We start from the raw sequence: 12,459 nt of genomic DNA on the forward strand, positions 1-12,459 counted from the left end.
GCTGCTCACGAAGTGGGACGAGGTACACCCCCGGCCGTCAACTGTGGCGCTGCAGGTGCGCTCGGGTGAGCTCGTCCATCTGCTCGTCGGTCAGGGCGTCGACGGCCCGGGCCTCGCGGCGGTCGGTCCGCTGCCACCGGATGAACAGGGCGACGAGCACGGGGATGTCCGCCACCTCGGCGATGAACCACAGCAGGTCGCCCGCCAGGTGCTGGTCCTGCAGCGGCGACGGGTACCAGGCCCGCCCGACGACCGGCACGAGTGACCCGTCGAGCACGTGGTTCGTGATCCGCAGCACGATGCCGGGCACCGCGTCGACGACGAGCTCGACGAACGCGAGCAGGAACTCGGCCGTGGCGAACGTCGACGAGACGAGCACGCCGACCTCGGACAGCGGCGCGAGCAGGCCGAACCCGAGCGCCGGCACGGCCACGGTGATGACAGCGGCCCATGCGGGGGACTCCCGGATCACCGCCGAGAACGGGGTGAGCAGGACGGCGAACAGCGCGAGCGCGACCAGCGGCGCGACGATCGCGTTGCCGAGCAGGCGCACCGGACGTGACCCCATGACCGCGTCGGCGACCTGCGCGAGGCGAGCCGGGCCTCCGATCCGGAGCAGTGCGACGGGCGCACCGAGCGCGGCGAAGGTGGGGACCGCGAAGAACAGCAGGGCAGCCCGCAGGACGAACGCCCAGCGCAACCGCTCGTCGTCGATGCCGACGATGCCGAACTGCAGGACGCCGAACAGCACGAGCGCCGTGGCGAAGGCGAGCGTGCGCCACCACGGCCAGCGGGCACCCCGTCGCGCCGCGCCGACGACCCACCGGCCGTAGGCGACCGCGGCGACGACGAGGAGCACCGCCGCCAGGGGGTCGAAGCGCCAGGTGCTCCAGAACTCGGGTGTCGACGGCGTGGGGAGCCTCCTGGGGATCAGGCGGACTCGTCCTTCGCGCCGCCGGAGCCATCCTCCGTCCGCCCGGCGTCCGCCGGGGGTCCGTCGTGGCCCGCGACGGTGAGAACCGGTTCAGATCCGGGCGACAGCGGAGGCATCGCCGGCCGGCAGCAGAAGCTCGTGTACAGTGAACGCGTTGTCTTGATTCCTGCAAAAGAAAGGCTCAGCATGGACGCCGACGCCGATCTGCTCCGTTCCTCGGGGCTCCGGGTCACGACCCCACGACTCGCGGTGCTCCGCGCGACGGACTCGATGCCGCACGCCACCGCGGACGACATCGTCACCGCGCTCGCCGTGGAGCTGCCGACCACCAGTCACCAGGCCGTCTACGGCGTGCTGAACGCCCTGACCGGCGTCGGGCTCGTCCGCCGCATCGAACCGGCCGGCAGCCCTGCACGGTACGAGCGCCGCACCGGTGACAACCACCACCACATCGTCTGCACCCTGTGCGGCGCGATCGAGGACGTCGACTGCGCGGTCGGCCACTCGCCGTGCCTGACGCCGTCCGAGACCCACGGCTTCGCGGTCACCACCGCCGAGGTCACCTACTGGGGCATCTGCGAACGCTGCGCAGCGGCAGAGCGCGACGGCGCGGAGCACGACGACGCGGAGCGCGACGACCCAGACGTCGCCCCCACGCCCGCCTGACGGCGGCAGCCCACCGCACCGGCCGCACGACGCGCCGGACCCCGAACCACCCGAGCACCCCTGACCGAACCAACGTCCCACCTCCAGGAGGAACCGTGTCCGACCAGAACACGCCGACCGGCACCCCGACCACCACGACCAACAGCGGCGCCCCCGTCTCGAGCGACGAGCACTCGATGGGCGTCGGGGCCGACGGCCCCCTCGCGCTGCACGACCACTACCTGGTCGAGAAGCTCGCCCAGTTCAACCGCGAGCGTGTCCCGGAGCGGGTCGTGCACGCCAAGGGTGGCGGCGCCTTCGGTACCTTCACCGTCACGCAGGACGTCTCGCGCTTCACCCGTGCCGCGTTCCTGCAGCCCGGGCAGACCACGGAGATGCTCGCCCGGTTCTCGAGCGTCGCCGGTGAGCAGGGTTCCCCGGACACCTGGCGCGACCCCCGCGGCTTCGCGCTGAAGTTCTACACGTCCGAGGGCAACTACGACCTCGTCGGCAACAACACCCCGGTGTTCTTCATCCGCGACGGCATCAAGTTCCCCGACTTCATCCGCTCGCAGAAGCGCCTGCCGGGTTCGCACCTGCGCGACCACGACATGCAGTGGGACTTCTGGACTCTGTCGCCCGAGTCGGCGCACCAGGTCACGTGGCTGATGGGCGACCGCGGCCTGCCGGCGAGCTGGCGCGAGATGGACGGCTTCGGCTCGCACACCTACCAGTGGATCAACGCCGAGGGCGAGCGCTTCTGGGTGAAGTACCACTTCGTCACCGAGCAGGGCCACAAGACCCTGACGCAGGAGGACGCCGACCGCATCGCCGGTGAGGACGCGGACTTCCACATCCGTGACCTGCACGCCGCGATCGAGCGTCAGGACTTCCCGCGCTGGACCCTCAAGGTGCAGGTCATGCCGTACGAGGACGCCGCGACCTACCGCTTCAACCCGTTCGACCTGACGAAGGTGTGGCCGCACGCGGACTACCCGCTCATCGAGGTCGGCACGATGGAGCTCAACCGCAACCCGGAGAACTACTTCGCGCAGATCGAGCAGGCGACCTTCGCCCCCTCGAACTTCGTGCCCGGCATCGCGGCGAGCCCCGACAAGATGCTCCTGGCGCGCATCTTCAGCTACGCGGACGCGCACCGCTACCGCGTCGGCACGAACCACGCGCAGCTGCCGGTGAACGCCCCGAAGAACGAGGTCCACTCGTACTCCAAGGACGGCGGCATGCGCTTCGACTTCCAGAAGTCCGAGGTGCCGGTGTACGCGCCGAACTCGCTCGGTGGTGCGCACGCCGACCCGAACGCGACCGACGACGCCCCGGGCTGGGAGTCCGACGGTGCGCTGCAGCGTTCCGCCGCGACCCTGCACCCGGAGGACGACGACTTCGGCCAGGCCGGCACGCTCGTCCGTGAGGTCCTGGACGACGCCGCCCGCGAGCGCCTGGTCGGCAACATCGCCGGTCACGTCTCGAAGGTGACGCGCGACGACCTGCGCGAGCGCGTGTTCGCCTACTGGACGAACGTCGACGCCGAGCTGGGTGCGCGCGTGCGCGCCGCGGTCGCGCCGAGCGCGCCGGGCTCCAACGAGGACCCGGAGAAGGTCGCGGTCGAGGCGTAAGCCCCGCTGGACGACCTGACGGACGGGAGGCCCGGTACCAGCTGGTACCGGGCCTCCTGTCCGTCGGTCGCTGCGTCTAGACCTGCTGGCCGTTCAGCCAGATCGGCCCAGCGGGCCAGTCCTCGAGCTGCGCTGCCACCGGCAGCGCCATCCAGCCGCCCTGCTCGGTGTTGCTGACGCCCGCGCCCTCGGCGGTGAACGCCGAGAAGGTGCCGACGGCCTCGGGGAACTCGTGCCAGCCGAGCTTCGCGTAGAAGGGGATCCGGTCCTCGCCGGCCCCGAGGAACCCGAAGGGGACGCGGAGTCCCTCGAGGACCGCCGCGGTCCGGGTCATCAGCTCGCGGCCGACGCCGGTGCCCTGCAGTCGGGGCGACACGGCGACCAGGCCGGTGTCGCCGACCAGGACGTCTTCGCCGCCGACGGAGATGTACATGCGGCGGATGCCGACGTGGGCCAGGACGACCCCGTCGGCGTCGTGCGCGAGCACCCGGCGTTCCGGCTGCATGCCGGACCAGCTCCGGCCGCCCACGTACCAGTGCGACCAGTCGGGGAAGGCCTGCCCGAGCAGCGCTGCGATCGCTTCGTGGTCGGGGAGCGACAGCGTGCTCTCCTCGACCACCTCCCACCGGATGTCGTCAGTCACGGGTCCATCCTGCACGGATGTGGTGGCCGGTGTGGCGATGTTTCGCGCTGGGCGACACCTCGCGGGGCCGGGCGCGCGTGAGGTGTCGGTCAGCGCGAAGTGCCGCGACGCGTCAGCCGCGACCCGGCGTGGTCACCTCGATGCGGTTCGCCCAGGGGTCGTCGAATGCCACGGTCCGGCCGTCGTCGGCGAGCTCCACGCCGCCGTGGCGCATGCGCTCGGTCAGGGCGCCGAGGTCGTCGGCCGCGGGGACCTCGATGCGCACGAGCCCCAGGCCGAGTGCGAGCTGTCGCCGCCCGGCGCCGCGGGAGTTCCAGGTGTTCATCGCCATGTGGTGGTGGTACCCGCCGGCGCTGACGAACAGCGCCTCGCCGAAGCCGGCGGTGGTCTCGAAGCCGAGGGTGTCCACGTAGAAGGAGCGCGCGGTGTCGACGTCGCCGACGGACAGGTGCACGTGGCCGACCTTGCCCGGGCGCGCCGTGGCAGTGTCCAGGGCGTCCTGCGTCAGGTGGGACTGCAGGAACGCGTTCGGGTCGACGTACTTCGTGTCCATGTCGACCATGCCGTGCGTCCACGACCACTCGGTGCGGTCGCGGTCCCAGTACAGCTCGACGCCGTTGCCCTCGGGGTCGGTGAAGTAGAACGCGTTGCTCACCAGGTGGTCGGCGCTGCCGGTGAAGCCCGCCGGGTACTGCGTGGCGACCGAGTAGAGCGCGGCGGCCAGGTCGGCGCGGGTGTCGAACAGGATCGCCGTGTGGAACAGCCCGGCCTCGCGGGGGCCGGCGTGCCGCATCGCGGGGGCGTGCTCGAGGACCACGATCGGCGTGCGGCCCCGGCCGAGCACGGCGACGCCGCCGTCGTGGGAGAGCAGCGACAGCCGCACGCCGTCGCGGTAGTACCGGATCATCGCGTCGAGGTCGGCGACGCGGAGGGTGACGGCGCCCATCCCGGTGTCGGCGGCGAGCAGTTCGTGCCTTTGCATGCACCCAGTGTGCGCCCGACTAGTTGACGCGTCAACCAATTCGATGACGCGTCAACCAGCCCGGTGCATCAGGCGCGGTTCGAGATCCCGCCGTCCGACGTCAGCAGCTGCCCGTTCACCCAGGCCCCCTGCTCCGAGCAGAGGAACCCGACGAGCGCGGCGGTGTCCGACGGGCGTCCGAGCCGGCCGAGCGGAGTGCCCTCGATGGCCCACCCCTTGACCTCGTCGGACATCCAGCCGGTGTCGTTCGGGCCCGGGTTCACCACGTTGGCGCTGACGCCGAGGCTGCCGAGCTCCTTCGCGGCGCCGAACACGATCCGGTCGAGCGCCCCCTTCGACGCCCCGTACGGCAGGTTGTACGCGATGTGGTCGCTCGTCAGCGCCACGATGCGGCGGCGGTCGCGCGGTGCGGCTTCCCCGGCGCGCTCGAGCCCGGCCGCGTAGGCCTGCACGAGCAGGAACGGTGCGCGGGCGTTCACGGCGAAGTGGCGGTCCCACGACTCGACCGTGGTGGTGCGGAAGTCGGAGTCGACGGACTCGCAGTGCGACATGACGAGGGCGGTGACCGGCGCGCCGGCTTCCGCCTCGGCGCGGCCGACGAGTGCGGTCGCCTGCTCCGGGTCCTCCAGATCGACCGGGAGGCGCGTCACCCGTGCTCCCGCCGCCCCGCACTCCTGCACCACCGACTCGACCCCGTCCGGGTCCGCCCCGCCGCTCACGCGGTCGTCGTAGGGGCCCCACCACGAGATGGCGAGGTCCCAGCCGTCGGTCGCCAGGCGGGTGGCGAGCGCTGCGCCGATGCCGGCTCTGCGGCCCACCCCGGTCACCAGGGCGAGTGGTCGTGCGGACGTCATGCGTGCCTCCTGTCCGGCGCTCCGTCGCACCGATCGGCACCCAGTCTGCCGGAACCGGCCACCCGCGTGACCATCGCACCCGGTGTCCTGTCGGCGGACGGCCGACCGCGGGGGCCAAGATGGACGGATGCCACGCACACGACGGCCCTCCCGACCGGGGCGCGGACCCCGCGGCGGTCGCCCGGACCCCCGCGACCTGCCGCTCGAGCACGTCCGCGACCGGATGTCGTCGTACATCTACGGCAACATCACGGTGCTCGCCGTCGCGATCGCGGTGGACCCGGAGCAGATCCACCACGGCGCCGCGGTGGCGACCGTCCTGGCGACCGCGGTCCTCACGTACCTGGCGCACGTGCTCGCGCACCTGGTCGCGCACGGGCTCGGCGACGACGGCGAGGAGTCCGCCGAGGACCGCGCTGCCCGCCGCGACTCGGTCGCGACGATCGTCCGGAACGCCAACCCGATCGCGACCTCCGGGCTGATCCCGGCGGTCCTCTACGCCGCTGCCTGGATCGGGTGGCTGCCGGCGGAGTGGGCGCAGATCGCGGCGACCGTGATCCTGGTCGTGCGCATCGGGCTGGTGGGCGTGTTCATGCAGCGGTTCAGCGGGAAGCAGCCCACGTTCCTCGGGCTGTGGGGTGGCATCGTGCTGGCCGCGGTGGCGTTCGTGATCGGCCTCGTCAAGGTGGTGCTGACGCATTGAGCGACACGCCCGCTCATGCCGAACCCCACTCCGCACCCGGAGCCGAGAGCGAGCCGAAGCGCGGCGGTCTGCGGTTCCTGCGCGACCTCGTCATCATCGTCGTCGTGGCGCTGCTGGCGTCCTTCCTGGTGAAGGCGTACCTGGTCCGTTCCTTCTACATCCCCTCGGCATCGATGCAGAACACGCTGCTCGTCGGGGACCGGGTGCTCGTCAACGAGCTCGTGCCCGGGGTGGTGCCGCTGCAGCGTGGTGACGTCGTGGTGTTCCAGGACCCGGGCGGCTGGCTCGGCATGGGCCAGGGCGACGACCTGATCAAGCGGGTCATCGGGTTGCCGGGTGACACGGTGTCCTGCTGCGACGCCCGGGGCCGTCTGTCGGTGAACGGGCACGCGGTCGACGAGCCCTACGTCGTGCTCGAACGCGGGTCGGACCGTGTCGCCGGGAAGGACTTCGAGATCACCGTGCCGAAGGGACGTATCTGGGTGATGGGCGACAACCGCTACGACTCCGCCGACTCGCGCGTGCACGGCACCGTGCCGGTCGACGACGTCGTGGGGCGTGCCTTCGTGACCACGTGGCCCGTCTCGCGGTGGTCGGTGCTGTCCCGGTACGGCGACGAGTGGGACCGGGTCCCGACGCCGTGACCGCGGACGACGAGGGCTTCGGCTACGAGACCGGCGGGGACGACGACCTGTCGATCCACCGGATCGCGACACCGGGCAAGCGGTCGGGGACGATCGGTCCGCGGCCCGACCACGTCGTGTTCTGGCTCGCCGACGGCCGGGCCAGCCTGACCGCCGACGACGGCGAGCACTGGCAGGTCGGCGCCGAGCGGCCGATGATGCTCTCGGCGTCCGTCGCGTACGGCTTCGAGACGGACGCGACCGCCACGACGCTGCTGCACCTGTCGCCGTCGCTGCTGGGCGACACGGGAGAGTCCTCGGTGTTCCGGCAGCCGGACGCGGGCGATCCCGCACTCGAACCGCTGCGGGCACTGCTGCGCGAGGCCTCCGGGCGCATCCTCGACCCCACCCTGCCCGCCGACGACCGTGCGGCCCTGAACCGGCGGATCGCGACCGTCGTCCTGTCGACCTTCGCCCGGTCGCGATCGGACGTCGCGGACCGGATGCGGCGTGCGATCGGCTTCGTGCACGACCACGCCGACCGGGTGCTGACGGTGGCGGACGTCGCAGCGGCCTGCGACCTGAGCGAGCGCGGCCTGCAGGACCTGTTCCGCCGTCGGCTCGGCGTCACGCCCATGCAGTACCTGCGCGAGGTCCGGCTCGACCGGGTGCACCTGGAGCTGGGGCGGCCGGGTTCCCGCGCGCTGCTCGTCAGCGAGGTCGCGCGGCGGTGGCGGTTCACCCACCTGGGGCGGTTCGCGGCGTACTACCGGGAACGGTTCGGGGAGCAGCCGCACCAGACCATCGTGCGGAGCGGCACACCCGGAGAACGGTAGTTCTCGCGTTCTTTGCGGATTCCGGCTATCCTGCTCGCGTGGATGCGCGACGGTCCGAACTCGGGCAGTACCTCCGCGCCCGTCGGGCGCTCGTCCAGCCCGAGGACGTCGGTCTCACCCGCGAGCCCGGACGACGAGTGGACGGCCTGCGCCGCGAAGAGGTCGCACGGCTCGCGGGCATCAGCCCCGAGTACTACCTGCGGCTCGAACGGGGCCGCGACCACCAGCCGTCCGACCAGGTGCTCGTGGCGCTCGGCCGCGCACTGCGGCTCGACCACGAGGCCGTCGACTACCTGCGCCGCCTCGCACACGCCGAACGCCGCCGCCCCGAGGGCGTCGTACCGCCGGGGCTCGACGACTCGGTCCGGTCGCTGCTGGCACAGTGGTCGCACACCCCGGCGTTCGTGATGGACCGCAACCAGGACATCATCCTGTCCAACGCCCTGGCGAGCGCCCTCGGCCCCGGCTACATGGAGCCGGGCGCGAACCTCGTCCTGCAGATGTTCTCCGAGGCGTCCCGGCAGCACGCGGCCGACTGGGACCGCACCGCACACCGGGTCGTCGCCGCACTCCGGCTGCACGCCGAACCCGAGGACCCCCGGCTGCAGGAGATCGTGGGCACCCTGACCCTGCAGGACCCGGACTTCGCCCGCATCTGGGCACGGCACGACGTCGCCGTGCAGCGCACCGGGGTCTCGCGGCACTGGATCGACCCGATCGGGTGGGTCGAGTTCCGCTGGCAGAACCTCGCGATCCCGGGCAGCTCGCACGTGCTCGTGACCTTCTGGGCCGACCCCGGCACGCCCGCAGCGGCCGCCGTCGCGTACCTCGCCGCGCAGGTCCAGCAGGGCACGGCCCGTCGGCAGCCGGTCGCGGGCGAGACCGCGGTGGGGTAGCCAGGCGGTCGCCGCGGTCGCCGCGCTCGCCGATCAGGCGGTCGTCGCGTCCTCTTCGAGCAGCCCGCGGAGCATCGTGAGCCGCGCGGCGGACTCGTCGTCCACCGCCGTCCAGACCACGAGCACGTGTTCGGGGTCCTCCAGCCGACGCAGCTGCTCCCACCGCAGGTCGATCCGGCCCACCAGCGGGTTCTCGAACGTCGACTCCCCGCGGCGAGCCGGCCGCACCGCTCCGCCGGCCCACTCGGTCGCGAACGTCGTGCTCCTGGCCATCAGCTCGCCCACGAGCTCCTGGAACCGGTCGTCGGCGTCGTGCTCGTCCAGCGAGTCCCGGAGCATCGCGGCCGTGCGGTGCGCCTCGGCCTCCCAGCCGTCGACCGAGTCCTCGACCCAGGGGTTCAGGAAGGTGAAGCGCGCCAGGTTCGTGCCGACGGTGAGGGACGCGGACAGGGCGCTGGCGAGCCGGTTCGCCGCCACGACGTCCAGGTGCCGGTCGAAGACCACGATCGGTTCGGCGAGCGCGTCCACGAAGTCCTGGGCCGACGTCGTCGTCGTGCCGTCCTCGTGTTCCATGCGATCACGCTAACCGGCCGGGCCGTGGAGCAGGGGGGAGAAGGGGGCCCCGGCGGGGACCCCGTCGCGGCGACTCCGCCTCGCAGGGGGACCCCGGCACGGTGTGTCCGACCGTCCGAGGGCACGCGCGCCGCGCCCGGGGCCGCCGGTACGCGCCGTCATCGGGGGTGACGGGCAACGACAGGGACACGACGGCGCAGCACCCCCAGCCCTAGCGTGACGACGCCGGGACCCCCGGTCCCCGCACCACCCCAGACGTTCGTCACGAAGGAGACCCGCAAATGGCTGCACCCACCATCGTCCTCGTCCACGGCGCGTTCGCCGACTCCGCCAGCTGGGCGCCCGTCACCCGGGAGCTGCTCGACCGCGGCCACACGGTCCTCGTCCCGCCGGTCTACAACCGCAGCCTCGCCGAGGACGCCGCCTCGATCCGTGCCGTCGCAGAGCACGTCGACGGGCCGGTCGTGCTCGCCGGGCACTCGTACGGCGGCGCCGTGATCACCGTCGCCGGCGAGGCCGAGAACGTCGTCGGACTCGTCTACGTCTCCGGCTACGTGCTCGAGGTCGGCGAGAGCCTCGGGCAGCTGCAGGGCGGGTTCCCGGACTCCGACCTCGCCGCGAACCTGGTGTACACGCCGTACCCGGTCGCCGGCGCCGAGGACGGCACCGACGTGTCCGTCGCGATCGACGCGTTCCCGCAGGTCTTCGCCGCCGGGGTCGACCCGCGGGTCGCCGAGGTCCTCGCGGTGTCGCAGCGCCCGCTCTCCGGTGCCGCCTTCGGCGAACCGGCCTCCGCCGCTGCGTGGAAGACCACCCCCGCGTGGGCGATCGTCTCGACCGACGACCACACCATCAACCCCGAGGTCGAGCGCTTCGGCTACACCCGCGCCGGCATCACCGACGTGACCGAGCTCGCCGCCCCGCACCTCGTCATGCAGACCCACCCGAAGGACGTCGCCGAAGTCATCGAGCGCGCCGTCGCCGCGACCAGCGCGACCGACGCCGCCGCCTGAACGACCACCCCTGGAGGCGCGGCGTGCGCCCGGCGCACACCGCGCCTCCAGGATGTCCCCGTTCCACCCCAGGAGGCGACGTGACCACGGAACGCACCACCCCAGCACCCCGCGGCGGCGCCCTGGCGCCGCTCGCGATCCCGGTCTTCCGCGCCCTGTGGATCGCGGTGCTCGTGAGCAACATCGGCAGCTGGATGCAGACCGTCGGCGCGCAGTGGCTGCTCGTCGACGAGCACGCCGCACCCGTCGTCGTCGCCCTCGTGCAGACCGCGTCGAGCCTGCCGGTGCTGCTCGTCGGGATCCCCGCCGGGGTGATCGGCGAGTTCGTCGACCGGCGGCGGCTGCTCATCGGCGTGCAGGCGTTCCAGGTGGTCGTCGGCGTCGTGATGACCGTGCTCACCGCGACCGGCGACATGACCCCGGCGCTCCTGCTCACCGTCACGTTCCTGCTCGGTACCGCCTCGGCGCTCCAGCTGCCCGCGTACCAGGCGCTCGTGCCCGAGATCGTGCCGCGCGCCGCGATCACCGACGCCGCGGCGCTCAGCTCCGTCGGCGTCAACGTCGCCCGGGCGATCGGACCGGCGCTCGCCGGGGTGGTCATCGCGCAGCTCGGCGTGCCGTTCGTGTTCGCCGCCAATGCGCTGTCGTTCGCGCTCTTCCTGGTGGTGCTCGTCGCGTGGCGCGGCTACCAGCGCCCCGAGACGCGGGCCGAACCGTTCATCGACGCCACCCGCGCCGGGCTGCGGTACGTCCTGCACGCGGCGGTCGTCCGCCGGCTGCTCGTGCAGCTCGCCGTCTTCATGGTGCCCGCGAACGCGCTGTGGGCACTCCTGCCGCTCGTCGCCGACGGCTCGCTCGGCCTGTCCTCCGGCGGGTACGGACTGCTGCTCGCCGCCGTCGGCATCGGGTCCGTCGGTGGAGCGTTCCTGATGCCGGCGGTCCGTGCGCGGCTCGGCATCGGTCGCACGGTCGGCATCGCCTCGGTGGTGTTCGGCGTCTGCACCACGGTCGTCGCCCTCGTCCCCGTGCTGGCGGTCGTGCTCGTCGCGCTGCTGGTCGGAGGGGTGGCCTGGATCGCCGTGGTGACGACGCTGAACGGCACCGTGCAGGCGTTCCTGCCCGCCTGGGTCCGGACCCGCGGGCTCGCTGCCTACCAGCTCGTGCTCTTCGGTTGCACCGCGATCGGTGCGGCGCTCGCCGGCGCGGTCGCCACGCCACTCGGCGTGACGGGCGTGCTCGCCGGGGCCGGAGTCCTCACCGCGCTCAGCGCCGCAGTGCTGCTCGTGTCCGGGTTCCCGGTGCTCACCGACCGGCAGCGCGCCGTGACGCCGATGCCGTTCGGGGACGAGGTGTTCGTGGCGGACGACCACGGCGCGGCGACGGGGGAGACCCTCGTGCTGCTGCACTGGACGGTCCCGGCGGATGCGGTCGACGAGTTCCGGGCGCGCGCCGAACGGCTCGGGCGGAGTCGTCGGCGGACCGGTGCCCGTGACTGGAACCTCTACCGCGACGCCGCGACCGGGCCGGACGCCTGGGTCGAGGCGTTCCGGGTGGGGTCGTGGCAGGAGCACGTCGACCAGCACGAGGTCCGGCAGACCGGGGACGACGCGCGGACCCTGCAGGCGGTGCGCGAGGTCGCGGGCGAGCCGCGGGTCGAGCACCTGGTCGCGGAGGGGGTCGGCAGTCCGTCGTCGGGGTGACGGGTGGGGTCAGCGGCCGGTCGTGGTGGCGGGTGGGGTCAGCGGCCGGTCGTGGTGGCGGGTGGTGTCAGCGGCCGGTCGTGGTGGCGGGTGGTGTCAGCAGCCGGTCGTGGTCAGGGTCACCGTCGCGACCGTGCCGTCGGACACCTTGGTCGTCTGCGGGCAGAGGTCACCGGCGCGGACCGTGACCTTGCCGAGGGGGACGCCCGCGAAGTCGGCCGTTCCACCCGGGAACACCCGCTGGTGCTCGGAGAGCTTGCCGGTCGAGGCGAACACCTTGACCTCGTAGGGGTGGTCGGCGGCGTTCGACGACACCGTGACCGACACCTGGCCGGTGGAGTCGTGGGCGCCACAGCCGGCGAGGGCCAGGAGCGCGGCCACGCCGAGGACGGTTGCGGGGACGACTCGGAGCACGACGACCAG

General features: G+C 72.6%; 14 protein-coding genes. 8 read left to right on the top strand and 6 right to left on the bottom strand.

Annotated elements, in window-relative coordinates; all coding sequences use genetic code 11:
* Positions 1-37: 37 nt before the first annotated feature.
* Positions 38-859 carry a cytochrome c oxidase assembly protein gene (locus DEJ20_RS03315; protein WP_111234915.1) on the bottom strand — a complete coding sequence of 274 codons (822 nt, stop codon included), beginning with the start codon at positions 857-859 and terminating at the stop codon, positions 38-40.
* 261 nt (positions 860-1,120) lie between these two features.
* Here DEJ20_RS03315 and DEJ20_RS03320 point away from each other — a divergent pair, with 261 nt between their 5' ends.
* On the top strand, positions 1,121-1,600 hold the full coding sequence (locus DEJ20_RS03320; RefSeq protein ID WP_111234916.1) for a Fur family transcriptional regulator: 480 nt from the start codon (positions 1,121-1,123) through the stop codon (positions 1,598-1,600).
* Positions 1,601-1,695: 95 nt separating this feature from the next.
* Positions 1,696-3,213, top strand: a complete 1,518-nt coding sequence (locus tag DEJ20_RS03325) for a catalase (RefSeq protein WP_111234917.1) — start codon at positions 1,696-1,698, stop codon at positions 3,211-3,213.
* Positions 3,214-3,289: 76 nt separating this feature from the next.
* Here DEJ20_RS03325 and DEJ20_RS03330 read toward each other — a convergent pair whose 3' ends face one another.
* The 3 genes from DEJ20_RS03330 to DEJ20_RS03340 all read right to left on the bottom strand — a co-directional run bounded on the left by DEJ20_RS03330 (position 3,290) and on the right by DEJ20_RS03340 (position 5,692).
* Positions 3,290-3,856, bottom strand: coding sequence for a GNAT family N-acetyltransferase (locus DEJ20_RS03330; protein ID WP_071405850.1), 567 nt, complete (start codon positions 3,854-3,856; stop codon positions 3,290-3,292).
* 112 nt (positions 3,857-3,968) lie between these two features.
* Positions 3,969-4,838, bottom strand: a complete 870-nt coding sequence (locus DEJ20_RS03335; protein WP_111234919.1) for a VOC family protein — start codon at positions 4,836-4,838, stop codon at positions 3,969-3,971.
* Positions 4,839-4,906: 68 nt separating this feature from the next.
* Complete coding sequence (locus DEJ20_RS03340; RefSeq protein WP_111234920.1) at positions 4,907-5,692, bottom strand: SDR family oxidoreductase; 786 nt, start codon at positions 5,690-5,692, stop codon at positions 4,907-4,909.
* A gap of 127 nt (positions 5,693-5,819) precedes the next feature.
* Here DEJ20_RS03340 and DEJ20_RS03345 point away from each other — a divergent pair, with 127 nt between their 5' ends.
* From DEJ20_RS03345 to DEJ20_RS03360, 4 genes are read left to right on the top strand one after another with little or no spacing between them, the layout of a single operon-like run.
* Entirely contained in the window at positions 5,820-6,395 is a 576-nt protein-coding gene (locus tag DEJ20_RS03345; RefSeq protein WP_146245390.1) for a hypothetical protein, read from the top strand.
* Positions 6,392-7,039 carry a signal peptidase I gene (gene lepB, locus DEJ20_RS03350; protein WP_111234922.1) on the top strand — a complete coding sequence of 216 codons (648 nt, stop codon included), beginning with the start codon at positions 6,392-6,394 and terminating at the stop codon, positions 7,037-7,039. Before DEJ20_RS03345 ends, lepB begins: the two co-directional genes overlap by 4 nt.
* Complete coding sequence (locus DEJ20_RS03355; protein WP_146245391.1) at positions 7,036-7,854, top strand: helix-turn-helix transcriptional regulator; 819 nt, start codon at positions 7,036-7,038, stop codon at positions 7,852-7,854. Before lepB ends, DEJ20_RS03355 begins: the two co-directional genes overlap by 4 nt.
* A 38-nt stretch (positions 7,855-7,892) precedes the next feature.
* Entirely contained in the window at positions 7,893-8,750 is an 858-nt protein-coding gene (locus tag DEJ20_RS03360; protein ID WP_111234924.1) for a helix-turn-helix domain-containing protein, read from the top strand.
* A gap of 33 nt (positions 8,751-8,783) precedes the next feature.
* On the opposite strand, the gene DEJ20_RS03365 is transcribed toward DEJ20_RS03360, so the two are convergent.
* Positions 8,784-9,323: an MmyB family transcriptional regulator gene (locus tag DEJ20_RS03365; RefSeq protein ID WP_111234925.1), complete on the bottom strand. Its 540-nt coding sequence runs from the start codon at positions 9,321-9,323 to the stop codon at positions 8,784-8,786.
* A 281-nt stretch (positions 9,324-9,604) separates the two neighbouring features.
* Between DEJ20_RS03365 and DEJ20_RS03370 the strand changes: the two genes are divergently transcribed.
* Positions 9,605-10,336: an alpha/beta fold hydrolase gene (locus DEJ20_RS03370; protein WP_111235001.1), complete on the top strand. Its 732-nt coding sequence runs from the start codon at positions 9,605-9,607 to the stop codon at positions 10,334-10,336.
* An 80-nt stretch (positions 10,337-10,416) separates the two neighbouring features.
* Positions 10,417-12,036, top strand: coding sequence for an MFS transporter (locus DEJ20_RS03375; RefSeq protein WP_181431498.1), 1,620 nt, complete (start codon positions 10,417-10,419; stop codon positions 12,034-12,036).
* Between the two features lie 96 nt (positions 12,037-12,132).
* Here DEJ20_RS03375 and DEJ20_RS03380 read toward each other — a convergent pair whose 3' ends face one another.
* A complete protein-coding gene (locus DEJ20_RS03380; RefSeq protein WP_071405843.1) occupies positions 12,133-12,450 on the bottom strand; it encodes a hypothetical protein in 318 nt (105 codons plus the stop codon).
* Positions 12,451-12,459: the final 9 nt, after the last annotated feature.

Origin of the sequence: Curtobacterium sp. MCSS17_005 (assembly GCF_003234225.2) — a bacterium.
GTDB lineage: Bacteria > Actinomycetota > Actinomycetes > Actinomycetales > Microbacteriaceae > Curtobacterium > Curtobacterium flaccumfaciens.

Excerpts from the sequence above, each read along its gene's own strand:
- DEJ20_RS03320 (WP_111234916.1), top strand. The coding sequence starts at position 1,121 with ATGGACGCCGACGCCGATCTGCTCCGTTCCTCGGGGCTCCGGGTCACG.
- DEJ20_RS03335 (WP_111234919.1), bottom strand. The coding sequence starts at position 4,838 with ATGCAAAGGCACGAACTGCTCGCCGCCGACACCGGGATGGGCGCCGTC.
- DEJ20_RS03340 (WP_111234920.1), bottom strand. The coding sequence starts at position 5,692 with ATGACGTCCGCACGACCACTCGCCCTGGTGACCGGGGTGGGCCGCAGA.
- DEJ20_RS03345 (WP_146245390.1), top strand. The coding sequence starts at position 5,820 with ATGCCACGCACACGACGGCCCTCCCGACCGGGGCGCGGACCCCGCGGC.
- DEJ20_RS03365 (WP_111234925.1), bottom strand. The coding sequence starts at position 9,323 with ATGGAACACGAGGACGGCACGACGACGACGTCGGCCCAGGACTTCGTG.
- DEJ20_RS03370 (WP_111235001.1), top strand. The coding sequence starts at position 9,605 with ATGGCTGCACCCACCATCGTCCTCGTCCACGGCGCGTTCGCCGACTCC.